General features: G+C 65.7%; 24 protein-coding genes. 8 read left to right on the plus strand and 16 right to left on the minus strand.

What is annotated here, in order from left to right:
- Positions 1–2 precede the first annotated feature (2 nt).
- Both JQ627_RS12890 and JQ627_RS12895 read left to right on the plus strand, forming a co-directional pair.
- A complete protein-coding gene (locus tag JQ627_RS12890; protein WP_212484582.1) occupies positions 3–1,097 on the plus strand; it encodes a histidinol-phosphate transaminase in 1,095 nt (364 codons plus the stop codon).
- Positions 1,094–2,032, plus strand: a complete 939-nt coding sequence (locus JQ627_RS12895; RefSeq protein ID WP_212484583.1) for a prephenate/arogenate dehydrogenase family protein — start codon at positions 1,094–1,096, stop codon at positions 2,030–2,032. The genes JQ627_RS12890 and JQ627_RS12895 overlap by 4 nt, the downstream gene beginning before the upstream one ends.
- A gap of 119 nt (positions 2,033–2,151) precedes the next feature.
- Here JQ627_RS12895 and JQ627_RS12900 read toward each other — a convergent pair whose 3' ends face one another.
- Positions 2,152–3,336, minus strand: coding sequence for a DUF2125 domain-containing protein (locus JQ627_RS12900; protein ID WP_212484584.1), 1,185 nt, complete (start codon positions 3,334–3,336; stop codon positions 2,152–2,154).
- Positions 3,337–3,446: 110 nt separating this feature from the next.
- On the opposite strand from JQ627_RS12900, the gene JQ627_RS12905 reads away from it, so the two are divergent.
- Positions 3,447–4,058, plus strand: coding sequence for a gamma-glutamylcyclotransferase (locus JQ627_RS12905; protein ID WP_212484585.1), 612 nt, complete (start codon positions 3,447–3,449; stop codon positions 4,056–4,058).
- On the opposite strand, the gene JQ627_RS12910 is transcribed toward JQ627_RS12905, so the two are convergent.
- From JQ627_RS12910 to ftsE, 4 genes are all read right to left on the minus strand, one after another.
- On the minus strand, positions 4,055–4,828 hold the full coding sequence (locus JQ627_RS12910; RefSeq protein WP_212484586.1) for a 1-acyl-sn-glycerol-3-phosphate acyltransferase: 774 nt from the start codon (positions 4,826–4,828) through the stop codon (positions 4,055–4,057). The two genes, JQ627_RS12905 and JQ627_RS12910, sit on opposite strands and share 4 nt — an antisense overlap.
- A gap of 22 nt (positions 4,829–4,850) precedes the next feature.
- A complete protein-coding gene (locus tag JQ627_RS12915; protein ID WP_212484587.1) occupies positions 4,851–5,555 on the minus strand; it encodes a YdcF family protein in 705 nt (234 codons plus the stop codon).
- A 94-nt stretch (positions 5,556–5,649) separates the two neighbouring features.
- The gene (locus JQ627_RS12920; protein WP_212484588.1) at positions 5,650–6,618 is read right to left on the minus strand and encodes an ABC transporter permease; all 969 of its coding nucleotides are present in this window, start codon (positions 6,616–6,618) and stop codon (positions 5,650–5,652) included.
- Positions 6,611–7,270, minus strand: coding sequence for a cell division ATP-binding protein FtsE (gene ftsE, locus JQ627_RS12925; protein ID WP_212484589.1), 660 nt, complete (start codon positions 7,268–7,270; stop codon positions 6,611–6,613). The genes JQ627_RS12920 and ftsE overlap by 8 nt, the downstream gene beginning before the upstream one ends.
- Positions 7,271–7,451: 181 nt before the next feature.
- Here ftsE and JQ627_RS12930 point away from each other — a divergent pair, with 181 nt between their 5' ends.
- Both JQ627_RS12930 and JQ627_RS12935 read left to right on the plus strand, forming a co-directional pair.
- On the plus strand, positions 7,452–8,330 hold the full coding sequence (locus JQ627_RS12930) for an MJ0042-type zinc finger domain-containing protein (protein ID WP_212484590.1): 879 nt from the start codon (positions 7,452–7,454) through the stop codon (positions 8,328–8,330).
- A 59-nt stretch (positions 8,331–8,389) separates the two neighbouring features.
- Positions 8,390–8,764 carry a response regulator gene (locus tag JQ627_RS12935; RefSeq protein WP_212484591.1) on the plus strand — a complete coding sequence of 125 codons (375 nt, stop codon included), beginning with the start codon at positions 8,390–8,392 and terminating at the stop codon, positions 8,762–8,764.
- A gap of 187 nt (positions 8,765–8,951) precedes the next feature.
- Here JQ627_RS12935 and JQ627_RS12940 read toward each other — a convergent pair whose 3' ends face one another.
- Positions 8,952–9,857 carry a DUF4175 family protein gene (locus JQ627_RS12940; RefSeq protein WP_212484592.1) on the minus strand — a complete coding sequence of 302 codons (906 nt, stop codon included), beginning with the start codon at positions 9,855–9,857 and terminating at the stop codon, positions 8,952–8,954.
- 3 nt (positions 9,858–9,860) lie between these two features.
- Positions 9,861–11,978, minus strand: coding sequence for a TIGR02302 family protein (locus JQ627_RS12945; protein ID WP_212484593.1), 2,118 nt, complete (start codon positions 11,976–11,978; stop codon positions 9,861–9,863).
- Positions 11,979–12,155: 177 nt separating this feature from the next.
- Between JQ627_RS12945 and JQ627_RS12950 the strand changes: the two genes are divergently transcribed.
- Both JQ627_RS12950 and JQ627_RS12955 read left to right on the plus strand, forming a co-directional pair.
- Positions 12,156–12,539: a carboxymuconolactone decarboxylase family protein gene (locus tag JQ627_RS12950; protein WP_014491654.1), complete on the plus strand. Its 384-nt coding sequence runs from the start codon at positions 12,156–12,158 to the stop codon at positions 12,537–12,539.
- Positions 12,540–12,759: 220 nt separating this feature from the next.
- Positions 12,760–13,668, plus strand: coding sequence for an NAD(P)-dependent oxidoreductase (locus tag JQ627_RS12955; RefSeq protein ID WP_212484594.1), 909 nt, complete (start codon positions 12,760–12,762; stop codon positions 13,666–13,668).
- Between the two features lie 178 nt (positions 13,669–13,846).
- Here the strand turns inward: JQ627_RS12955 and lysA are convergent, their stop codons facing one another.
- The 3 genes from lysA to argH all read right to left on the minus strand — a co-directional run bounded on the left by lysA (position 13,847) and on the right by argH (position 16,918).
- Positions 13,847–15,112, minus strand: a complete 1,266-nt coding sequence (gene lysA, locus JQ627_RS12960) for a diaminopimelate decarboxylase (RefSeq protein WP_212484595.1) — start codon at positions 15,110–15,112, stop codon at positions 13,847–13,849.
- Positions 15,113–15,135: 23 nt separating this feature from the next.
- Positions 15,136–15,426 carry an LPS translocon maturation chaperone LptM gene (gene lptM, locus JQ627_RS12965; protein WP_212484596.1) on the minus strand — a complete coding sequence of 97 codons (291 nt, stop codon included), beginning with the start codon at positions 15,424–15,426 and terminating at the stop codon, positions 15,136–15,138.
- 94 nt (positions 15,427–15,520) lie between these two features.
- On the minus strand, positions 15,521–16,918 hold the full coding sequence (gene argH, locus JQ627_RS12970; RefSeq protein ID WP_212484597.1) for an argininosuccinate lyase: 1,398 nt from the start codon (positions 16,916–16,918) through the stop codon (positions 15,521–15,523).
- 106 nt (positions 16,919–17,024) lie between these two features.
- Between argH and tlpA the strand changes: the two genes are divergently transcribed.
- On the plus strand, positions 17,025–17,690 hold the full coding sequence (gene tlpA / locus JQ627_RS12975) for a thiol:disulfide interchange protein TlpA (protein ID WP_212484598.1): 666 nt from the start codon (positions 17,025–17,027) through the stop codon (positions 17,688–17,690).
- A gap of 4 nt (positions 17,691–17,694) precedes the next feature.
- Here tlpA and JQ627_RS12980 read toward each other — a convergent pair whose 3' ends face one another.
- The 6 genes from JQ627_RS12980 to JQ627_RS13005 all read right to left on the minus strand — a co-directional run bounded on the left by JQ627_RS12980 (position 17,695) and on the right by JQ627_RS13005 (position 21,643).
- Positions 17,695–17,889 carry a hypothetical protein gene (locus JQ627_RS12980; protein ID WP_212484599.1) on the minus strand — a complete coding sequence of 65 codons (195 nt, stop codon included), beginning with the start codon at positions 17,887–17,889 and terminating at the stop codon, positions 17,695–17,697.
- A gap of 75 nt (positions 17,890–17,964) precedes the next feature.
- Complete coding sequence (locus JQ627_RS12985; protein ID WP_212484600.1) at positions 17,965–18,846, minus strand: 3-hydroxybutyryl-CoA dehydrogenase; 882 nt, start codon at positions 18,844–18,846, stop codon at positions 17,965–17,967.
- A 208-nt stretch (positions 18,847–19,054) separates the two neighbouring features.
- The gene (locus tag JQ627_RS12990; RefSeq protein WP_212484601.1) at positions 19,055–19,999 is read right to left on the minus strand and encodes an electron transfer flavoprotein subunit alpha/FixB family protein; all 945 of its coding nucleotides are present in this window, start codon (positions 19,997–19,999) and stop codon (positions 19,055–19,057) included.
- The gene (locus JQ627_RS12995) at positions 19,999–20,748 is read right to left on the minus strand and encodes an electron transfer flavoprotein subunit beta/FixA family protein (protein ID WP_014491645.1); all 750 of its coding nucleotides are present in this window, start codon (positions 20,746–20,748) and stop codon (positions 19,999–20,001) included. The genes JQ627_RS12990 and JQ627_RS12995 overlap by 1 nt, the downstream gene beginning before the upstream one ends.
- 125 nt (positions 20,749–20,873) lie before the next feature.
- Positions 20,874–21,446, minus strand: a complete 573-nt coding sequence (locus tag JQ627_RS13000) for a cob(I)yrinic acid a,c-diamide adenosyltransferase (RefSeq protein WP_212484602.1) — start codon at positions 21,444–21,446, stop codon at positions 20,874–20,876.
- A gap of 2 nt (positions 21,447–21,448) precedes the next feature.
- On the minus strand, positions 21,449–21,643 hold the full coding sequence (locus JQ627_RS13005) for a twin transmembrane helix small protein (protein ID WP_014491643.1): 195 nt from the start codon (positions 21,641–21,643) through the stop codon (positions 21,449–21,451).
- Positions 21,644–21,759 lie beyond the last annotated feature (116 nt).

The following is a 21,759-nucleotide window of genomic DNA, read 5'->3' on the forward strand; positions in this document are numbered from 1 at the left end:
AGATGTCCCGCCCCGTGCCGAATCCCGGCATTCTCGATATTGCGCCCTACACGCCCGGCAAGACCCCGGTGCCGGAGCCGGGCCGCAAGGTGTTCAAGCTCTCGGCCAACGAGACGCCGTTCGGGCCCTCGCCCAAGGCGATCGAGGCGTTCAAGAACGTGGCGACGCATCTGGAAGATTATCCGGAAGGAACCTCGCGTGTGCTGCGCGAAGCGATCGGCCGCAGCTTCGGCCTCGACCCCAACCGCATCATCTGCGGCGCCGGCTCGGACGAGATCCTCAACCTGCTCGCCCACACCTATCTCAGCCAGGGCGACGAGGCGATCTCCACCACGCACGGCTTCCTGGTCTACCCGATCGCGACCATGGCGGTCGGCGCGAAGAACGTGATCGCGCAGGAGACCAACCTCACCTGCGACGTCGACGCCATCCTCAAGGCGGTGACACCGAAGACAAAGCTGGTCTGGCTCGCCAACCCGAACAATCCGACGGGCACCTATGTGCCGTTCGACGAGGTCAAGCGCCTGCGCGCCGGCCTGCCCTCGCACGTGCTGCTGGTGCTCGACGCCGCCTATTGCGACTACGTTTCGCGTAACGACTATGAAATGGGGATCGAGCTCGTCGCCACCACCGAGAACACGGTGGTGACGCACACCTTCTCCAAGATCCACGGTCTCGCCGCGCTGCGCATCGGCTGGATGTTCGGCCCCGAGCACATCATCGACGCCGTCAACCGCATCCGCGGCCCCTTCAACGTGTCGACGCCGGCGATGTATGCCGCGGTCGCCGCGATTGAGGACACCGCGCACCAGGCGATGTCGAAGCAGTTCACCGAGACCTGGCGCAACTGGCTGACCGAGGAGATCGGCAAGCTCGGACTGAAGGTGACGCCCGGCGTCGCCAATTTTGTGCTGATCCACTTCCCGGAAAAGGGCACGACCTCGGACGCGGCCGATGCCTACCTCACCAAGCGGGGCCTCGTGTTGCGCGCGCTGAAGAACTACGGCCTGCCGCATTCGCTGCGCATGACCATCGGCACCGAGGAGGCAAACCGCCTCGTCGTCGATGGCTTGCGCGACTTCTTGGCCGGCAAATGAGCACCACACCGCACTTCCAGCGGGTTGCGCTGATCGGCTTCGGCCTGATCGGCGGCTCGATCGCGCGCGCCGCGAAGCTCCAGGGCCTGGCCGGCGAGATCGTCACCACCGCGCGCTCGGAGAAGACGCGTGCGCGGGTGATGGAGCTCGGCATCGTCGACCAGGTCGTGGCGACCAATGCGGAAGCGGTGAAAGACGCCGACCTCGTCATCCTCTGCATTCCCGTCGGCGCCTGCGGGCCGGTGGCGCAGGAGATCGCTGATCATCTGAAGCCCGGCGCGATCGTGTCCGACGTCGGCTCGGTCAAGGGCGCGATCGTCAGGGACATGGCGCCGCATCTGCCGAAGACCATTCATTTCGTGCCGGCGCATCCCGTCGCTGGCACCGAGCATTCGGGACCTGACTCCGGCTTCGCCGAGCTCTTCATCAACCGCTGGTGCATTCTGACGCCGCCGGAAGGCGTCGATGCGGCCGCCACCGATCGCCTGCGCGCGTTCTGGGCGGCGATGGGCGCCAAAGTCGAGGTCATGACACCGGATCATCATGATCTCGTGCTCGCGATCACGAGCCATCTGCCGCATCTGATCGCCTACACCATCGTCGGCACCGCCGACGAACTGGCGCAGGTGACGGAGTCCGAGGTCATCAAGTTCTCCGCCGGCGGCTTCCGCGATTTCACCCGCATCGCCGCGTCCGATCCGACGATGTGGCGTGACGTCTTCCTTGCCAACAAGGAAGCCGTGCTGGAGATGCTCGGCACCTTCACCGAGGATCTCGCAAAGCTCACCCGCGCGATCCGCCGCGGCGACGGCGAGGCGCTGTTCGACCACTTCACCCGCACCCGCGCCATCCGACGCGGCATCGTCGAGATCGGCCAGGATTCGGCGGCAGCGGATTTCGGCCGGCAGCACGGGCAGCTCGGCAAGAAGCCGTAGCTTCTGTCATTCCGGGGCGGCCGAAGGGCGAGCCCGGAATCGATCGGGCCAAAGCGCACGCGGTGAAATGGATTCCGGGTTCGATGCTACGCATCGCCCCGGAATGACGAGATCGGTCTTCAGTACAGCGGCGGAATCTGGCCGACCTTGACCGGGCCAAGCAGCACGGCGCCGTCGACGAATTTCAGCGGGAAGCTGCGGGCCTTCTTGCCTTCCAGCGTGCTCTCGGTGCCGATCGAATTGATGCCGGCCGCGACGCCGGCATTGGCGTTCTGCTTGATGACCTTGCCGAGGCCGGGAACGGCGCGGTCGAGCGCGCCGAACAGATTGTTGAGGTCCTGCGACTTCACGCCGGGCGCGACGCGGTCAAGGGTTGCCTGCGGCACACCCTCCTCCAGCATTTTCTCGATGCCGAGCGCCGGGATCACGCGCTCGAGCCCTGTCACCGTCATCTGCAATTCGCCGTCGAGTCGGCCATTGGCCGAGAGGCCGAGCGTACCGGCCGCAACCGCGATCATCTCGCCCTGCTGGATCCGCGACTGCACGATCTCGATGTGACCGCCGGCGGCCTGGATCTCGCGGAAACGCTGCGGCCAGGGTTTTGGCGTGAGGTCGGAGAGCCCCGTGATCTTTGCGCGTGTATCCGCCTCGAACGGCTCAGCCAGCAGCGGATGGACGCCCTGGATGCTGCCCTGCGCGACATGCAGCACGGTCTCGATCACGGGGTGATCGGCCTTCGATCCCTCGGCGAGACGGCCGTGCAACTCGATCTGCTTGGCCCGCGCGAGCGGCACCTGCACGCTGCCGTCGACACGGTTGACGCTGGGATCGTCGAACACGAGGGAGGCGCGGTCCGGCACGGCCGGCAGCCCGACCACGCTGCTGCGGCCCTTGCTCCAGTTCACCACGAAGGTGTTCTGCGTGACGCCGTCGGTGAGCGTCGCCGGTGCGGAGAATTCGGCGATGACGCGCTTGGGATCGTAGACCTGGGCGACAACCAGGATGTTGTCGAGCCTGGCCGTGAACGGCGTCTTGCTGGCGTTCTGCGACACCAGGGCAACGCTGGCGCCGGAACACTGGACCTCGAAGCGGAACGGGAAGCCGGCGATCGAGCGCTTGGCGCAATCATAGATGCGACCGGACTTGGCCTCCTGCGCCCGCCAGGCGTCTGCGGCGACTTCGGCCTGCGACGCGGCATAGAACCAGAAGCCACTCCACGCGACGGCGAGGATCAGGAGGATAATGGGGGCGATGAAAAGGCCCCAACGGGAGCGGCGGCCTGTGGCAACGGTCATATCGGACATGCGGCGACCCTTTGACCCCAGATTTTGGCAAATGTAAGCGAGGCTGGCCCCCGACGAAAGGCCGAGAATTCGCTTCGCTTGGGGGCGCGGTTCTGGTAGCCGTGCCCGAAATGTCCGAAATCACCCTCCCCTCCGTCACCACAGCCAAGGGCGACCTCTGGGTGTTCGGCTACGGCTCGCTGATGTGGCGGCCGGGCTTCGAATTTAGGGAACGCGTTCCGGCGCGGCTGGTCGGCGAGCATCGCGCGCTCTGTGTCTATTCCTTTGTCCACCGCGGTACGCCAGAGCAACCGGGCCTGGTGCTCGGCCTCGACCGCGGCGGCGCCTGCCGCGGCATTGCTTTTCGCGTCGCCGAAAAAGACCGCGCCGATGTCGTCGCCTATTTGCGGGCGCGCGAGCAGGTCACCTCGGTGTATCGCGAAGTGATGCGCTCGGTGTGGCTGGAGAACGATGCGCGGCAGCGCGTCTCCGCGCTCGCGTATGTCGTCGACCGCGGCCATGTCCAGTATGCCGGCCGGCTGTCGCTCGCCGACCAGCATCGCCATGTCGTCCAGGGCCATGGCCAGTCCGGCGCCAACCGTGATTACGTGACGGCAACAGTGAAGGCGATCGAGGCCGAAGGTTTTCGCGACACGCAACTGCATCAGCTCGCCGCGATGCTGCATGGTGATGCGCATTCGCTACATGCGCCGGCCCCGGCAGAAGATCGAGAGAATCGCTAGCTCTCCGAGGGCGCGTAGCTAGGCGCGGAGCCGATCAACTGCTCCTGCTCCCTGCGGCCCGCTTCGACGAGGCGGCCGGTCGCGTCTTCGATGGCGGTTTGCACGCGCGAGAGAAACTCGTCCTTCGGCAGGCCCGATGGTAGCGGGTCGAGGAACTCCACCACCAGCGTGCCGGGATAACGCATGAAGGTGCGGCGCGGCCAGAACAGGCCGGAATTGAGCGCGATCGGCAGGCACCGCACGCCGCAGGACGAGTAGATCTGCGCAAAGCCGGTCTTGTAGTCGGGCGCAGCGCCGGGCGCGCGGCGCGTGCCTTCCGGAAAGATCACGAGCTGCCCGCCACCGCGCACCGCCTCACGCGCGCGTCGTGTCATGTCCAGCAGCGCCTTCACGCCGGCCTTGCGGTCGATCGCGATCATCCCGGTCTTGACCAGGAATTGACCGAACACCGGAATCTGCATGAGCTGACGCTTGAGGATGAAGATCGGACGGTTGAAGAAGCCCGGCAGCACGAACGTCTCCCAGAACGACTGGTGCTTCGCCACGATCACCAGCGGTCCTTCTGGAATTTTTTCGGTGCCGCGGAATTCGACCTTGATGTTGCAGATCACGCGCATCAGGAACAGCGTCGCCTTCGCCCACCATTGCGCGACCGTCAGCATGGCGCGCGGCGGCAATGCGAAGGTCGGCAGCGCCACGATCGCGAGGCACACGAGCACGGCGTAGAACAGCACGTTGAACAGGAGCGAGCGCAGGAAAATCAGAAACATCGACGGTCCGATCAATTGCCGATCAATTGGCCTGTGCCGTGGCGGGCCGCTTCGGCGCCAGGCCTGAAGGCTGCTCCGACATCTCGGGCGAAAGGTCAATCCCGAAATCCTCCAGCCGCACCCTCAGCTCCGCGGCGACGTACTTGACGTATTCGGACAGGAGCAGCCGCAGGGTGGAGGCCGAGGTCCACCACGGCTCCTCACGCCATTTTTCGCCGACCACCGCGAACGGGATCAGCGTGGTCTCCGGCATCGCATGCGAGAACTCCACCAGCGCGCGCGGCATGTGATAGTTCGAGGTAACGACGATCAGCGATCTGAAGCCGCGCCCCTCGGCCCAGCGCCGCGCTTCCGCCGCGTTGCCGCGGGTCGAGACCGCGGTGCGGTCGAGATCGACGCAGCAATGCATGAAGGACTGGTTCTCCGGCAGCGTCCGGGAGATGTCGCTCGCCGTCGAGGTCGGATGCACGCCGGAGATCAGGAGCCGCTTGCCGTAGCCGGCAGCCAGGAGCTCCATCGCATCCGACACCCGCGAGGAGCCGCCGGTCAGGACCACGATGCCGTCCGCCTTGCGGCCCGGCGCGATCTCGGCGCCGCGCAATTGCGACAAGAAGGCGATGAAGCCCGCCGCCGCGCCGACAAAGACGAACGCGACCGTCGACACCACGGCCGCGCGCAGCCAGCCGCGCGGCAATTTCGGCGATCGATCGTCGGTCGGCGAGGTCATATGATGTCGGTGATCCCTTCCCCGGATGATTTTAGGACGTTTTGAGGCGAAGTGGAGTCCGGTGTTCACCCTCTTCCCCTTGTTGGAGAGGAGCTCAATCGACGTCATTCAGTGTCGAGAACAGCGTCTGGCGCGAGGCAATCGCGGTGATGGCGCCGATCAGCACGGCCTGCACCGCGAGCACGATGTAGCCCGACGGCCGCAGCGAGAAGGTCCCGAGCAAAGCTGCGAACTGGTCGCCGACGGGGGTCCCGGAAAACCAGCCGGCGATCGACTCGGAGAAGCCGAACACCAGCATGGCGGCGCCGCCGCCGATCACGCCGCCCTCCAGGCCCAGCCTGAGGAAATGGCGCAGGAAACGGTTGGCGATGTAGCGGTCGCCGGCGCCGACGAAATGCAGGACCTCGACGATCGGGCGGTTCGCCGCCATGGCGCCGCGAGTCGCGAACGAGACCGAGATGATGGTCGCGATGATGACGAGTGCGAGGATGCCGATGCCAGCGAGCACAGTGGCGTTGGTCATCGAGCGCATCCGCTCGATCCAGGCGCGGTGATCGTCGACGCTGGCGCTTGGTGCGGCCTGGGTCACGCGGGCGCGCAGGGCGCCGAGGTCGAGCGGCGTGCCGGGCTGCACGCGCGCGATGATCATGCGCGGCACCGGCAGATCGTCCATCGACAGGCCGGTGCCGAGCCAAGGCTCGAGCAGCTTGCCGCTCTCGTCCTTGGTGAACGGCTTGACCTCGACGATGCCGGCCTGCGCGCGCATGGCCTCCGTCACCGCCACGGTGTCGCGATCGAGATCGCGGCCGGCCTGCGGGCGGACCTGGATGGTGATTTCGCTTGCGACGTCCGACTGCCATTCTGCGGCGGAGGCGCTGACGAGCAGCACCGTGCCCGTGGTCATCGAGGCGAGGAAGGTCATGATGGCGACGACGGCAACCAGCGCGCGGCCGTGGATCGAGGCGCGCGGCACGATCGGCGACATGTTGCGCGCCTTGGGCGGAAGCTGCGGACGCTCCTGTCCGAGATCGACCAGCACGCCGCGGTCTTCGGTCCTACTCATAGACGTGCAGCCGCCCATGGTGCAGCACGAAGCGTCGTGCCTCGTACTGGTCCATCAGGCCGATGTCGTGGGTGGCGATGATGACGGCTGTGCCTGATTTGTTGAGCTCGATGAACAGCCGCAGCAGCCGGCGGCCGAGCGTCGGATCGACGCTGCCGGTCGGCTCGTCGGCGAGCAGGAGCTGCGGCCGCGAGATCACGGCTCGCGCGATCGCCGCGCGCTGCTTCTCGCCTCCGGACAGGATCGGCGGCAGCGCGTCCATGCGGTCACCGAGGCCGACCCAGCGCAACAGGTCGATCACCTCCTTGCGGTAGCTCGACTCGCTGCGGCCCATGACGCGGAACGGCAGCGCGACGTTCTCATAGGTCGTCATGTGGTCGAGCAGGCGGAAGTCCTGGAGCACGATGCCGATGCGCTTGCGCAAATCCGCGATCTCGTCCTTGCCGAGCTGCGAGATGTCGTGACCGAACAGATTGACGAGGCCGCGCGTCGGCCGGTGTGACAGGAACAACAGACGCAGCAGCGAGGTCTTGCCGGCGCCGGACGGGCCGGTGAGGAACTGGAAGGAATGCGCCGGGATCTGGAAACTGAGGTCGCGCAGGATCTCCGGCCCCAGACCGTAACGCAATCCGACATTTTCGAACCGAACCAAGCTCAGCTCCGTTCGAGAGGGGGCGCGGGCCGAGCTGCTGCGCTCCGCCACGCGCGATCAACGGGTTTTGCGGCCGTTATGGTTTCCGGTTCGTTAACGGTCGCCCTGTAGCATTTGTGGTGCCCGGTTCTCCGCAACCGGGGCATCGTCAAGACCAGTCCGTGCATCAAGGCTCGTGTCCATGCATATCGTCTGCCCCCATTGTACGACATCCTACGCCATCAAGCTTGCGAGCCTGGGGGCCAATGGCCGGACCGTCCGCTGCTCCCGCTGCAAGGAGACCTGGGTCGCCTATGCCGAGGATGCCATCGAGGAGGCGTCCGTCCCGGTCATGGCGGCAGCCAGCCAGGCCGACGACCAGTCCGACCTCGCCGAGCAGTGGAACTCCTACGCCAAGGACGACGGCGCCGCCGATACGCCTGTCGTCGAAAGCCCCTCGATCGCCAGCGACTGGCCCGCCGAGGATGCCCAGGAGACCGAGGACGAATGGTCAGCGGCGGCCCGCGCCGCCGAGGATGAAGTCGTCGGCGCGCAGCACCAGTCCTGGTTCCGCGGCCTGTTCAGCCGCCGCGGGGCACGGGTGAGGCGTCAGCCCCCCACCGTGGCTCCGCGAAAATCCTATTTCGGCCTGCCGACCGCCTGCGCCGCCATGGGCGCACTGGTGCTGGCGCTGGTCGTCTGGCGCGGCGACATGGTCCGGCTGCTGCCGCAGACGGCGGCGTTCTACAAGTTGGTCGGACTCGAAGTTAATTTGCGCGGGCTGGCGTTCAAGGACGTCAAGCTCTCGAGCGAGACCGTGGACGGTAAGCAGGTGCTGGTGATCGAGGGCGTGATCGTGGGCCAAAGCAAGAAGCCGCTCGATATCCCGCGGCTGCGCTTTGCGGTGCGCGACGCGCAGGGAGCGGAGATCTACGCCTGGAACACCGTGCTGGAGCAGACCGTGCTGCAGCCGGGTGAGCGCGCCTTCTTCCGCTCGCGCCTGGCCTCGCCGCCGCCGGAGGGCCGCAATATCGACGTTCGCTTCTTCAACCGGCGCGACATTGCCGGCGGCAGCGTATAATCGATTTCGCAGATCCCGCGAGGAAGCTTGGCCGCGAGGTTGGTCCCAAGGTTGGTCTCATGCCCAAAATCCTGATCGCCGACGACGAGGATTCGATGCGCCAGCTGGTGGCGCGCGCCATCGCCATGGACGGCCACGAGATCGTCACCGCGCAGGACGGCGCCGAGGCGCTGGAAATCCTGACCCGCGAGGACGGCGCATTCGATCTCCTGCTCACCGACATCCAGATGCCGGTGATGGACGGAATCGCGCTCGCGCTCTCCGCCGCGCGCGATTTCCCCGACCTGACCATTCTCTTGATGACCGGCTTTGCCGACCAGCGCGAGCGCGCGTCGAACTTGAATGCGCTGGTGCATGACGTCGTGACCAAGCCGTTCTCGGTCGCCGACATCCGTACGGCGGTCGCGGACGCGCTGGCAGCGAAGAAGGCGTAACGTCTCAACAACAGCTACATTATTGACCGTCATCCTGAGGTGCTCGCGGAACGCGAGCCTCGAAGGATGGACGGCCCCGATGCAGCCGGGCCGTCGCTCGTCTCGCTCGCGCTGCTACGCACCGCGGCTCGCACCTCAGGGTGACGGTGATGGATTGGACGCCACTGGCCCGTAGACCAGGTCGCCTTTAAAAATCCTTCAGCAGACGCTCGAGGTAATCGAGCTCGATCTGCGGACGCGCGGGATCGCTCAGGCGGCGGCGGAGCTCTTCGAGGATGCGGCGCGCGCGCTGGGCATCGATCTCGCCGGGAATCTTGACCGTGTAGTCGTCGCTATACTCCTTGCCGCGGAGCGGCCGACCCAGCGGGTCGGTCCGTTCGCCGCCGCTCTGCTGGCGGCCGACCGCCTGTCCGGGGCCGTCACCGTCGCCGGGATCCTGGCCTTCGCCGTTCTGCTGCCCGCCGAGCGCGTCGGCGAGATCCTGCATGCCCTTGCGCAGGGCGTCGATGGCCTTGCCTTGCGACGCCGTCGCACCGTCGGCATCGCCTTCGCCGATCTGATTGCCGGCGTCTCCCATGGCGTTCTCGGCGGCGTCGAAGCCATCGTCGCCATCCTGATCGCCGTCCTGACCCTGACCTTGGCCCTGCTGACCTTGTTGACCCTGCTGCCCCGGCTGCTTCTGCCCGCGCTGGCCTTTCTGACCATCCTGCTGCAAGCCCATCTCGGCGAGCTTCTTCTTGAGGGCCTCCAGCCGCTTCTTCAGCTGCTCCTGCCGGCCCTGAGTATCCTGCGACCCTTCGCGCGACGCCGAGGGATCGTTCGGGTCGGGATAGAGATATTTCTCCATGTCCCGGATAGCCCTGGACTGCTGGCCGATGCTCTCGTCCGAATTCTTATCCTTCAGGCTGTCGGCGGATTGCTTCATCGACCGCTCGGCGCTGTCGAGCAGTGCGTCCAGACTCTTCTGGTCGGCGCGCGACGACTGCGCCAGGCAGATCGAAGCCGTGGAACAGGAGAGCACAAGCGCGAGACAAGCCGTGGCGAGCCTTCCGCGCGCGACCTTCCCGTTCCGCCAGATTGAGGTGTATTTCATGGGCTACCTCGCTCCCTGGGATTCACGCCAGGTCCTGAGCTCTTCGCGCAAGGCGTCCTGCTGCTTTGCCAGGTCCTCCAGCTGATCGCTGCTCGCGCCGCGCGTCTTCTGCCGCAGCTCTCTCGATTTGCGCAGGATCTCCGCGACCTTGGGCGGCAGAGGTTTTGTGCGCTGACCGCGCTTGGAGTCCTTGCTCTGCCGGTCCGTCTCGTCGCGAAGCGCGTTCTGCTCGCGGAGCAGATCGTTCAGCTCGCGCGCGATCTCGTCCATCTCTTTCTGCTCGGCGCTGGGCGGCCCCGGAGGATTTTCCAGCGCGCGGGCCAGGCGATCCAGCTCGCGCGCCGCCGCTTCGCGGTTGCCGCGCTGGATCAGCCGCTCGATGCGCTTCATCTGGTCGTCGAGGCCGATGGCCGGCCGCGCCAGCGGATTGCTGCGCATCTGCTGCGCGTACTGGCGCATGTAATTGTCCAGCGCGGTCCGCAGATTGTCCATGAGCTTCTTGAGCTCTTCGTCGCTTGCGCCGCGCTGAAGCGCTTGCTTGAGCGCGTCTTGCGCCGCGCGCAACGCCTTGGCGACATCGCTGATGTTGCCGTCCTCGATCGTTACCGCAAGCGCCCACAGGCTGGCCACGACCTCCCGCAGGGAGTCGTCGGTGCGCGCGGCCTCGAGCTGGCGTGCGACACTGTGCAGGCCGAGATATTGCCCGGCCTCCGGGGTGAACATTTCGGGCGCGATCATCAGCGCGTCGAGCGCGGCATAGACGTCGGAATTCTTGTTGGCGTCGAGCGCGAGGATGCGGCGCTGCTCGATCAGCGCGCGGGCGAGCGGCTTGGTGAACAGCCGCCCCGGCAAGCGCATGTTGAAGGGCTCGCTCTTCGCCTCGTTGCCGGCCTCGTCCTTGGCGGTGAGCGTCAGCGTGACGTCCGCGCCGGAATAGGGATCTTCGCTGAGGTCCTTCACCGTCTGGCCGACGCCGTTGCGGGTCCGCGCATTGGGCAGGGTGAGTGCGAATTGCGGCGGCTCGAACAGCGGCCGCGCGGCCTTGCCGTCCGCGTCCTTGGTTCCGTCCTTGTCTTCGGCTGCGCGCGGAACGAATTGAGCCGCGGCGCCCGTGACGCCGTAATCGTCCTCGATCTTGTAGGAGAGCTGCAAAGAGCCGTAGGCCTGACGCTCGGGATCCTTGGCGAGCGCGATCGTCGGCGCGCGGTCCGGCGTCGCGGTGAAGGCCCATTGCGGCTGGCCCGAGGGCGCGCGGACATGCGCGGTGCCGTCGCCCGCGATGGTGAAATGCTTCTCGTTGGTGCCCTTCGGGGCGGCCTCGGTGGGCGCGACCTCCTTGAGGCCGCCGGAGGTGGCGACATCGAGGCTGCTACCGGAGGAGCGCACGATCAGGGTCGAGCCGGCCGGAACTGCGAGCGGGCCGCCGGCGGGCAGCGCTGCGGCCTCCTTGTTGGCGGCCGACAGGATGACCGGCGGCTTGCCGGTATAGAGCGGCGGGGTGATCCAGGCATCGACGCGGACGTTGGTGGGCGCCAGCACGCCGTTCCAGTCGAACGCGGCACCTAACCGCATCGCGCGCTCGTCGCCGGCGGCGAAGAAGGTCGCAACCAGCATCACCATGACCAGCGCGCGCAGCGCCCAGGGATCGTGCAGAGGAAGGCGCGGACGCGGCAAGCCGGCACGGATGCGCTTGAGCGAGGCCAGCGTGCGCTCGCGCTGCGCCTGCCACAGCGCCAGCGCGACCGGGTCCTTCGAGCTCAGCGTGTCCGTCAGCGTCGTCGCCGGGCGGTGACGGATGCCGGAGCCACGGTCGAGCCGGCTCAGGGCCTCCTCACGGGTGGGCCAGCGGAAACGAATTAACGGGAGAACGGCGGCGATTGCGATGCCGGCAAAAACCACGAGACCGATGGCACGGACGACGGACGGCAACACCAGCCAGAGGCCGGCCCACGACACCACCAGGAACAGGCCGACAACAGTCAGCACCCGCGCCAGATGCGGCCAGGCACGTTCCCATGCGATGGCATAAATGGCCCGATCGAGGGCCTGCGCCAGCTTCAGCCGCGACAGAGCGTCGCCATCGCGGATCGGGTCTGACGGGTCGGGGGTGACGCCGTTCAATCAACTCTCCAGGTTGCCCGGTAGAGAAGCCTACCACAACGGCAGCACTGAGGCATCCGTTCCCGTACGGGAGACACCCCTTTTCCCGCATAACACGAGGACGTGACTGGCCGGGCGCAACCCCGTAATTTCCGCGCGCCATTCCCAAGGGAAACGCAAGGGAAACAGAGGAAAGCCATGGACAAGAAGATGCACGACAAGGGCCTGGAAGTCCGCAAAGCGGTGCTGGGCGAGGCCTATGTCAACAATGCCCTGAAGAACGTCGACGATTTCAACCGTCCGTTCCAGGAGATGCTCAACGAATATTGCTGGGGCACCGTGTGGGGCCGTGAGGAGCTGCCGCGCAAGACCCGCAGCATGCTCAACATCGCCATGATCGCGATCCTCAACCGCCAGCACGAGTTTCGCGCGCATCTGAAGGGCGCGCTGACCAATGGCGTCTCCCGCGACGAGATCCGCGAGATCCTGATGCAGGTCGCGATCTACGGCGGCATGCCCGCCGCAGTCGACAGTTTTCGCATCGCGCGCGAAGTGTTCGCGGAGATCGACGGGAAGGCGTGAGAGAGACTCTCTTTATCATCGTCCCGGGGCACGCAAGGCGCGAGCGCGAGACCCATAACCACAGGACGATGTGGTTGCGGGACTCGGAGTGATCGCCTTCGCACGACGACTCCTTCCTGGGGTTATGGTTCCCGGGCTCATCGCTTCGCGATGCCCCGGGACGACATCGCAGATGGAACAAGCATCTTTCACAACAACGAAGAAGAAATAGGGAAACTCCATGGACATCGGATTCATCGGCCTCGGAAACATGGGTTTCCCGATGGCACGGCGGCTGATCGAGGCAGGACACAAGCTCGTCGTGTTCGACACCCGCAAGGAGGTCGTCGACAAGCTGGTGGGGCGCGGTGCCACCGCTGCAACCTCGCCGAAGGACGTCGCCGACCAAGTCGAGACGGTCATGGCGAGCCTGCCCTCGCTGCAGGCCTCGCTCGAAGTCGCGACGGGTGCGAACGGCGTGATCGAAGGGAGCCGCGCAAAGCGCTTCATCGATCTCTCCACCGTCGGCTCGACGATGGCGACGAAGATTCACGGCCTCCTGGCAAGACGCGACATCGTGCAGATCGACTGCCCCGTCTCCGGCGGCGTCGGCGGCGCCGAGAAGGGCACGCTGGCGGTGATGGTGTCCGGCCCCAAAGCCGAGTTCGAGCTGCTCAGGCCAGCGCTCGACGTGATCGGAAAAGTGTTCTTCATCGGCGAGAAGCCGGGCGCGGCGCAGACCATGAAGCTCGCCAACAATTTCCTGTCGGCGACCGCGATGGTGGCGACCTCGGAAGCCGTGGTGATGGGCGTCAAGGCGGGGCTCGATCCCGCCGTGATGATCGACGTGATCAATGCCGGCTCCGGCATGAACACCGCGAGCCGCGACAAGTTTCCGCGCTCGGTGCTGCCGCGGACGTTCGACTTCGGCTTCGCGACCGGATTGATGGTGAAGGACGTGCGGTTGGCGCTGGAGGAGATGAAGCAGCTCGGCCTGTCGATGGAGGTCGCCGATGCGGTCGGGCGGCTGTGGGAAACGGTCATCAGCGCGGAAGGCGCCGATTCCGATTTCACCGCGGCAATCAAGCCGATCGAGAAGAAGGCGGGGGTGGTGGTTGGCGGAGCGAAGGGTGGATTGGCGGGGAAGTAGCGCCACACACTCAGCTCGGCGTCCCGGGGCGCGCGAAGCGCGAGCCCGGGACCCATAACCACAGGGAAACTGTGGCGAAGACTCGGAGTTACCGGCTTCGCCTACGACCACTCCCTGAGGTTATGGATCCCCGCCTACGCGGGGACGACACCGCAGTTGTTGAGCCGGCTTCGCCAACTCACAGCCACGGCGCCGGCGTGTCCATCGCGATCAGCTGCTCGACCTCGATGCGCGGGCGCACCACGGCGTATTGATCGCCCTTCACCAGCACCTCGGGCACCAGCGGCCGCGTGTTGTAGGTGCCGGCCTGCACCGCGCCATAGGCGCCGGCGGTCATGATGGCGAGGAGATCGCCCGGCTTCGGCGTCGGCAGCGTGCGATCGAGCGCGAGATAGTCGCCGGTCTCGCAGACCGGGCCGACGACGTCGGCCAGGATCGTGGCGCCGCCCTTGGCCGGCTGCGTCACCGGCAGAATGTCGTGATGCGCCTCGTACAGTGTCGGGCGGATCAAATCGTTCATGGCGGCGTCGATGATGACGAAATTCTTGCCGTCGCCGTGCTTCACATAGATCACCTTGGCGACGAGGATGCCCGCGTTGCCGACGATCATGCGGCCGGGCTCGAACATCAGCGTGCAGCCGAGGTTGTGGCTGACGCGCTTGACCATGGCGGCATAGGCATCGGGCGCCGGCGGCGCCTCCCGGTCCATGTAATAGGGAATGCCGAGGCCGCCGCCGAAATCGACATGCGAGATGTTGTGGCCGTCGGAGCGCAGCGTCTGCACGAATTCGGAGAGGATGCGGAACGCGATCTCCATCTTGGAGAGATTGGTGATCTGGCTGCCGATATGCACGTCGGTGCCGGTTACCTCGATGCCCGGAAGCTTTGCGGCGCGCGCGTAGACCTCGCGGGCATAGGCGATCGGAATGCCGAACTTGTTCTCGGACTTGCCGGTCGAGATTTTGGCGTGCGTGCCGGCATCGACATCGGGATTGACGCGGATGGAGATCCGCGCGGTCTTGCCCATCTCGGTCGCAAGGCGCGAGAGCAATTCCAGTTCGGGCTCGGATTCGACGTTGAGGCAGAGGATGTCGGCGGCGAGCGCGGCACGCAGCTCGGCTTCGGTCTTGCCGACGCCGGAGAACAGGATCTTGCTGGCGGGAATGCCGGCGGCCAGCGCACGCTTCAATTCGCCGCCGGAGACCACGTCGGCACCGGCCCCGAGCTTGGCCAGCGTGCGCAGCACCGACTGGTTGGAGTTCGCCTTCATGGCGTAGCAGACCAGCACTTTCTCGCCGGCGAAGGCGTCAGCGAAGACGCGATAGTGCCGCTCGAGCGTCGCGGTCGAATAGCAATAGAACGGCGTGCCGATTGTTGCGGCCAGCTCGGACAGGTTCACGGCCTCGGCGTGCAGCACGCCGTTGCGATAGTCGAAATGGTTCATGGCGTTGGCTCGGTTGCCCCAGCCTATCTGCTGGGCTTGTCGTCCAGGAGCGGGTCGAGAATGAACGGTTTCTTCTTGCCCTTGGTGGCGGCAGGCCCCGCGTCCGCGCCGTAGGTGGGATTGAACACGCTCGGCGTCCTCTCGGTTTCGGTCTCGGTGTCGGTTGGACCTGCGACATTGGCCGTGGGCGCACTGGAGGCGGTCGGCGGCAAATCCAGCGGGCCCTTGCGGCCGCAGCCGGCAAGCGCGAGCGCCGTCAGGCTCAAGACAATGATGGCCCACCCCGAGCCGGCCGGGCGAAACTTTGACGTCACGACGAAATCCCCACTACGCGGGGCGCACCATACAGAGATTGGCGCGCTCTGGCGAGAGCCGGATGACCATGAAACATAAGCGAAATTTTTCCCCTCAGCCCGATTTTCGCTCTTTTTCCAGCCGCTTCGCCCAGGCCTTGGCCTGCGACGCCACGTTCTTCGGCGCGGTGCCGCCGAAGCTGGTCCGGCTCTTCACCGACGATTCGACCGAAAGCACGCCGAGCACGTCCTTGGTGATCCTGGGCTCGACCGCCTGCATATCCTTGAGCGGCAGCTCGTGCAGCGCCACCCCGCCCTCGGCGGCCTTGGCGACGATGCGGCCGGTGACGTGGTGGGCGTCGCGGAACGGCATCTTCAACGTCCGCACCAGCCAGTCGGCAAGGTCGGTCGCGGTGGCATAGCCCTCGCCCGCCGCCGCCTTCATCTTCGCTTCGTCGGGCACGAGATCGCGGACCATGCCGGTCATGGCGCGGATCGCGAGCGACAGGGCAGCAAAGCCCTCCATCGCGCCCTGCTTGTCCTCCTGCATGTCCTTTTGATAGGCGAGCGGCAGGCCCTTCATCACGATCAGGAGGCCATTGAGCGCGCCGATGACGCGGCCGGTCTTGGCGCGCACGAGCTCGGCGGCATCAGGATTGCGCTTCTGCGGCATGATCGACGAGCCGGTGGTGAACTTGTCGCTGAGCCGGATCAGCCCAACCAGCGGCGAGGTCCAGATCACGATCTCCTCGGCAAAGCGCGACATGTGCACGGCGCAGATCGAGGCCGCCGACAGCGTCTCCAGCACGAAATCGCGGTCGGAGACCGCGTCGAGCGAGTTCGCCATCGGCCGATCGAACCCGAGCGCCTTGGCCGTGGCGTGGCGGTCGATCGGGAACGAGGTGCCGGCCAGCGCCGCGGCGCCGAGCGGGGATTCATTGAGCCGCTTGCGCGCATCCTGGAAACGGCCGCGATCACGCGCCGCCATCTCGACATAGGCGAGCAGATGATGACCGAAGGTCACGGGCTGCGCGGTCTGGAGATGCGTGAAGCCGGGCATGACGGTTGCGGCGTGTTCGAGCGCGCGATTGACCAGTGACGCCTGGAACGCGGCAAGCGCGGCATCGGTCTCGTCGAGGACGTCGCGGACGTAGAGACGGAAATCGGTCGCGACCTGGTCGTTGCGCGAGCGCGCGGTATGCAGGCGGCCGGCGGCGGGGCCGATCAGCTCCGACAGGCGGCTCTCGACATTCATGTGAATGTCCTCGAGCGCGCGCTTGAACGTGAAGCCGCCCTTGCCGATCTCTGACAAAATCGTGTCTAGACCCTTGCCGATATTTTTCGCATCAGAGCCCGTGATGATGCCCTGGCTGGCCAGCATCGCGGCGTGCGCCTTGGACGCGGCAATGTCCTGGGCGAAGAGGTGACGATCGACGTCGATGGAGACGTTGATCTCTTCCATGATCTCGTCGGGACGTTCCGAGAACCGGCCGCCCCACATCTTGTTGCTCATGATCCCCTGCTCACGCCTTGCTCGTCGCTGCCGCATGTTTGCTGACTGCTGCCAGCCGTATTAAGAGGCCCCTGATAGCCATATCTGCGACCGGATGACAAACGATATGCTCGACAAGACGCCCTCCGCCACGCGCCGGATCCCCCTCGTCATCGCCACCGTGGCGATCGGGGGGCTGGCCGGCTTCGCCGCGCTGTACGGGCTGGGCCTGAGCCGGGCCCCATCCGGCGATCCGACCTGCCGGGCTGCAGTGGCAACGGCGCAAAAAATCGCCCCCCTCGCCCATGGCGAGGTGGCCGCCCTGACCATGGCGAGCGCGCCGCTAAAGCTGCCCGACCTCACTTTCGAGGACGCCGACGGCAAGCCGAAGAAGCTGTCCGATTTCCGCGGCAAGACGCTGCTGGTCAACCTCTGGGCCACCTGGTGCGTGCCCTGCCGCAAGGAAATGCCGGCACTGGACGAACTCCAGGGCAAGCTTTCGGGCCCGAATTTCGAGGTGGTGGCGATCAACATCGACACCCGCGATGCCGAGAAGCCCAGGACGTTCCTGAAAGAGGCCAATCTGACCCGGCTCGGCTATTTTAGCGACCAGAAAGCCAAGGTTTTCCAGGATCTTAAAGCGATAGGCCGGGCCCTGGGCATGCCGACCTCGGTGCTGGTCGACCCGCAGGGCTGCGAGATCGCGACGATCGCGGGGCCGGCGGAATGGGCCAGCGAGGACGCGCTCAAGCTGATCCGGGCCGCGACGGGCAAGGCCGCCGCGTCGCTTTAAGAGTTCAGGCGGTGATATTCAGGTTGCCGCCGACGCCAGCGCCGACATTGGCAAGCGAGGGCTGTCCGGCGCCGAGCAGAGTCAGCACGGTGGATTTCTCCATATCCGCGTTCTGCTTCATCAGCGTCGCCGAGATATTCGACTGGAGCGCGCCTTGCTGAGCGGCCAGCATGGTGCTGACCATCGCCATCATGTCCATTACGCAAACCCTCTTACCGGTCGTAACCTAGGCGCGATGGGTTAACGCGACATGAATTGTCACGGTGCCGCCGCCTTACCTGGTCGGAACCGGCTTGGCGCCGCGGTAGTCGTAGAAGCCGCGCTGGGTCTTGCGACCGAGCCAGCCGGCCTCGACGTATTTCACCAGCAGCGGGCACGGGCGATATTTCGAGTCGGCGAGGCCCTCGTGCAGCACCTGCATGATCGACAGGCAGGTATCGAGCCCGATGAAATCGGCAAGTTCGAGCGGGCCCATCGGATGATGCGCGCCAAGCTTCATCGCCGCGTCGATGGCCTCGACATTGCCGACGCCTTCATACAGCGTGTAGATCGCCTCGTTGATCATCGGCAGCAGGATGCGATTGACGATGAAGGCCGGGAAATCCTCGGAGACCGCGACCTGCTTGCCGAGCTTGCCGACGAATTCCTTGGACGCCTCGAAGGTCTGGTCGTCGGTGGCGATGCCGCGGATCAGCTCGACCAGCTCCATCAGCGGCACCGGATTCATGAAGTGAATGCCGATGAAGCGCTCGGGGCGGTCGGTGGCGGCGGCAAGCCGCGTGATCGAGATCGAGGAGGTATCGGAGGCGACGATCGCCTCCGGCTTCAATATCGCGCAGAGCTCGTGGAAGATCTTGCGCTTGACCTCTTCCTTCTCGACCGCGGTCTCGATCACGAGGTCGCAATCGGCGAGGTCGTCGAGCTTCTCGGCGAGCTTGATGCGCGCCATCGCCTTGGTCTTGTCGTCCTCGCTGACGGCCTTCTTGGAGACCTGGCGCGCCAGATTGCCGTTGATGGTGGCCATGCCTGATTTCAGGCGGTCGGCCGAGACGTCGTTGAGCACCACGTCGAAGCCGGCCAGCGCCGCGACATGCGCGATGCCATTGCCCATCTGACCCGCGCCGATCACGCCGACCTTCTTGATCACTGCCGCCATAATGTCATCCACCGGAACGGCGCGCATGGCGCGCCTGCCTCTCCCCCAAGCCGGGAGGTCTGACTTAATCAGAAGCTCGATTAGATCAGAACCTTGGCTCGAAACCTAGATTGGATCGCTTCCCCGGCGTGCCCCACGCCAAAGAAAACGCCTCAAAAAAGAAACACCGGCCGGAGTTTATACCTCCGGCCGGTGTTTTTAGCGCGTTTTACTTGCCGAGCTTGCCGAGTTCGGCTGTCAGCTCCGGAACCGCCTGGTAGAGGTCGGCGACCAGGCCGTAATCGGCGACCTGGAAGATCGGCGCATCTTCGTCCTTGTTGATCGCGACGATCACCTTGGAGTCCTTCATGCCGGCCAGATGCTGGATCGCGCCGGAAATGCCCACCGCGACATAGAGTTCGGGGGCCACCACCTTGCCGGTCTGGCCGACCTGCCAGTCGTTCGGCGCATAGCCGGCGTCCACCGCCGCGCGCGAGGCACCGACGCCGGCGCCGAGCTTGTCGGCGAGCGGTTCGATGTACTTGGCGAAGTTCTCGCGGCTCTGCATGGCACGGCCACCGGAGACGATGATCTTGGCCGAGGTCAGCTCGGGGCGGTCGCTCTTGGCGACTTCCTCGCCGACGAAGGACGACAGGCCCGGATCGGCCGCCGCAGCGACGTTCTCGACAGCGGCGCTGCCGCCTTCACCCGCCGCCGCGAAGGTCGAGGTACGCACCGTGATGACCTTCTTGGCGTCTTTCGACTTCACCGTCTGGATGGCGTTGCCGGCATAGATCGGGCGCTCATAGGTGTCGGGGGCGACCACCTTGGTGATCTCGGAGACCTGCATGACGTCGAGCAGGGCTGCGACACGCGGCATCACGTTCTTGAAGCGCGAGGTCGCGGGCGCGACGATCGCGTCATAGCCGGAAGCCAGCGAGACGATCAGCGCGGCCAGCGGCTCGGCGAGATCGTGCGCGTAAGTCTCGCCGTCGGCAAGCAGCACCTTCTTCACGCCGGCAAGCTTGGCGGCGACATCCGCCGCAGCCTTGGCGTTCTGGCCGGCGACCAGCACGTCGACATCCGCGCCGAGCGCAGCAGCCGCGGTCAGGGCCTTGTTGGTCGCATCCTTCAGCGACGCATTGTCGTGTTCGGCAATCAGAAGCGTCGTCATCAGAGCACCCCGGCTTCGTTCTTGAGTTTCGACACCAGCTCGGCGACGTCCTTGACCTTGACGCCCGCCTTGCGGCCCGCCGGCTCCGTCGTCTTGAGAACCTCGAGACGCGCGGCGACATCGACGCCGTAGTCAGCGACGGCCTTCTCCGCGATCGGCTTCTTCTTCGCCTTCATGATGTTCGGCAGCGAGGCATAGCGCGGCTCGTTGAGACGAAGATCGGTGGTGACGATCGCCGGTCCCTTCAGCTTGACGGTCTGCAGGCCGCCGTCGACTTCGCGGGTGACCTTGAAGTCAGAACCTTCGACCTCGAGCTTCGAGGCGAAGGTCGCCTGCGACCAGCCGAGCAGCGCGGCCAGCATCTGACCGGTCTGGTTGCTGTCGTCGTCGATCGCCTGCTTGCCGAGGATGATCAGGCCGGGCTGCTCTTCTTCCGCAACCTTCTTCAGGATCTTGGCGACCGCGAGCGGCTCGACGGTACCCTCGACCTTCACCAGGATGCCGCGGTCGGCGCCCATGGCGAGACCGGTGCGGATCGTCTCCGACGCCTGCGCCGGTCCAATGGAAACCACCACGACCTCGGTGGCCTTGCCGCCTTCCTTCAGGCGCAACGCTTCCTCGACCGCGATCTCGTCGAACGGGTTCATCGACATCTTCACGTTGGCGAGTTCAACGCCCGATCCATCGCCCTTGACGCGGACCTTGACGTTGTAATCAACCACCCGCTTTACCGGCACCAAGACCTTCATCGATCCTCTTTCACTCAATTTGGGAGGGGGGTTATCAACTGGCGCGGAACCTAAAGGCCTGATCCGGCCCGGTCAACGCGCGACAGGGCCAAATTTTAGACCTTAGAAATACTGATCTCAATGGGTCAGCGATTCTGGCCCGGAACCCAGAGCACGTCGCCGGCGCCGTCATGGTTCGCGGCACGGCTGGCGACGAACAGGAAGTCCGACAGGCGGTTCATATACTGGATGCCAGCAGCGCCCACGGGCTCGTCGGGCCGAGCCGCCAGTTCCACCATCACGCGTTCCGCCCTGCGGCAAATCGTACGGGCAACATGGAGGTAGGCTGCGGCCGGCGTGCCGCCGGGCAGCACGAAGGAGGTCAGCGGCGCCAGTCTGTCGTTGAGCGCGTCGATGTCGCGCTCAAGCCGCTCGACCTGGCTTGCCACCACCCGCAGCCGCTCGGCCTTGCCCTCGCGCTCGGGCACCGCGAGATCGGCGCCGAGATCGAACAGATCGTTCTGGATCCGGCCGAGCATCGCGTCGAGTTCGGGCATGTCGTGCGTCTGGAGCCGCACCACGCCGATCGCGGCATTGGTCTCGTCGACGGTGCCATAGGCTTCGATGCGCAGATCGTATTTCGGACGGCGCTCGCCCGAGCCGAGCGCTGTCGTGCCGTCGTCACCGGTCTTCGTGTAGATGCGGTTGAGCGTGACCATGTTTATCGCCCCATCGCCCAGACCGCGAGCATGGCGATGACGATCGCCACGAACTGAAGCAGGACACGCCAGCGCATCAGCTTCTGCGAGGTGTTGGGCGAACCGCCACGCATCATGTTGACGAGACCGAGCAGCAGCACCAACGCCACGGCGCCAGCTGCTACCGGCAGGATGAAAGTACTCAGGAGAGATGCCATTGGGGGGTGATAACACCGTGCTTGCAAATGCGCCATGGTGCCGCGGCAACCCCCGCCGTCATTCCGGGGCGATGCGAAGCATCGCGCCCGGAATGACGGCGAGGCGCTTCGCGAAC

Source organism: Bradyrhizobium liaoningense, assembly GCF_018130785.1.
In the GTDB taxonomy this organism is placed as follows: Bacteria; Pseudomonadota; Alphaproteobacteria; order Rhizobiales; family Xanthobacteraceae; genus Bradyrhizobium; species Bradyrhizobium liaoningense_A.

Excerpts from the sequence above, each read along its gene's own strand:
- JQ627_RS12890 (WP_212484582.1), top strand. The coding sequence starts at position 3 with ATGTCCCGCCCCGTGCCGAATCCCGGCATTCTCGATATTGCGCCCTAC.
- JQ627_RS12895 (WP_212484583.1), top strand. The coding sequence starts at position 1,094 with ATGAGCACCACACCGCACTTCCAGCGGGTTGCGCTGATCGGCTTCGGC.
- JQ627_RS12900 (WP_212484584.1), bottom strand. The coding sequence starts at position 3,336 with ATGTCCGATATGACCGTTGCCACAGGCCGCCGCTCCCGTTGGGGCCTT.
- JQ627_RS12905 (WP_212484585.1), top strand. The coding sequence starts at position 3,447 with ATGTCCGAAATCACCCTCCCCTCCGTCACCACAGCCAAGGGCGACCTC.
- JQ627_RS12910 (WP_212484586.1), bottom strand. The coding sequence starts at position 4,828 with ATGTTTCTGATTTTCCTGCGCTCGCTCCTGTTCAACGTGCTGTTCTAC.
- JQ627_RS12915 (WP_212484587.1), bottom strand. The coding sequence starts at position 5,555 with ATGACCTCGCCGACCGACGATCGATCGCCGAAATTGCCGCGCGGCTGG.
- JQ627_RS12920 (WP_212484588.1), bottom strand. The coding sequence starts at position 6,618 with ATGAGTAGGACCGAAGACCGCGGCGTGCTGGTCGATCTCGGACAGGAG.
- JQ627_RS12930 (WP_212484590.1), top strand. The coding sequence starts at position 7,452 with ATGCATATCGTCTGCCCCCATTGTACGACATCCTACGCCATCAAGCTT.
- JQ627_RS12935 (WP_212484591.1), top strand. The coding sequence starts at position 8,390 with ATGCCCAAAATCCTGATCGCCGACGACGAGGATTCGATGCGCCAGCTG.
- JQ627_RS12940 (WP_212484592.1), bottom strand. The coding sequence starts at position 9,857 with ATGAAATACACCTCAATCTGGCGGAACGGGAAGGTCGCGCGCGGAAGG.
- JQ627_RS12950 (WP_014491654.1), top strand. The coding sequence starts at position 12,156 with ATGGACAAGAAGATGCACGACAAGGGCCTGGAAGTCCGCAAAGCGGTG.
- JQ627_RS12955 (WP_212484594.1), top strand. The coding sequence starts at position 12,760 with ATGGACATCGGATTCATCGGCCTCGGAAACATGGGTTTCCCGATGGCA.
- lysA (WP_212484595.1), bottom strand. The coding sequence starts at position 15,112 with ATGAACCATTTCGACTATCGCAACGGCGTGCTGCACGCCGAGGCCGTG.
- argH (WP_212484597.1), bottom strand. The coding sequence starts at position 16,918 with ATGAGCAACAAGATGTGGGGCGGCCGGTTCTCGGAACGTCCCGACGAG.
- tlpA (WP_212484598.1), top strand. The coding sequence starts at position 17,025 with ATGCTCGACAAGACGCCCTCCGCCACGCGCCGGATCCCCCTCGTCATC.
- JQ627_RS12980 (WP_212484599.1), bottom strand. The coding sequence starts at position 17,889 with ATGGACATGATGGCGATGGTCAGCACCATGCTGGCCGCTCAGCAAGGC.
- JQ627_RS12985 (WP_212484600.1), bottom strand. The coding sequence starts at position 18,846 with ATGGCGGCAGTGATCAAGAAGGTCGGCGTGATCGGCGCGGGTCAGATG.
- JQ627_RS12990 (WP_212484601.1), bottom strand. The coding sequence starts at position 19,999 with ATGACGACGCTTCTGATTGCCGAACACGACAATGCGTCGCTGAAGGAT.
- JQ627_RS12995 (WP_014491645.1), bottom strand. The coding sequence starts at position 20,748 with ATGAAGGTCTTGGTGCCGGTAAAGCGGGTGGTTGATTACAACGTCAAG.
- JQ627_RS13000 (WP_212484602.1), bottom strand. The coding sequence starts at position 21,446 with ATGGTCACGCTCAACCGCATCTACACGAAGACCGGTGACGACGGCACG.
- JQ627_RS13005 (WP_014491643.1), bottom strand. The coding sequence starts at position 21,643 with ATGGCATCTCTCCTGAGTACTTTCATCCTGCCGGTAGCAGCTGGCGCC.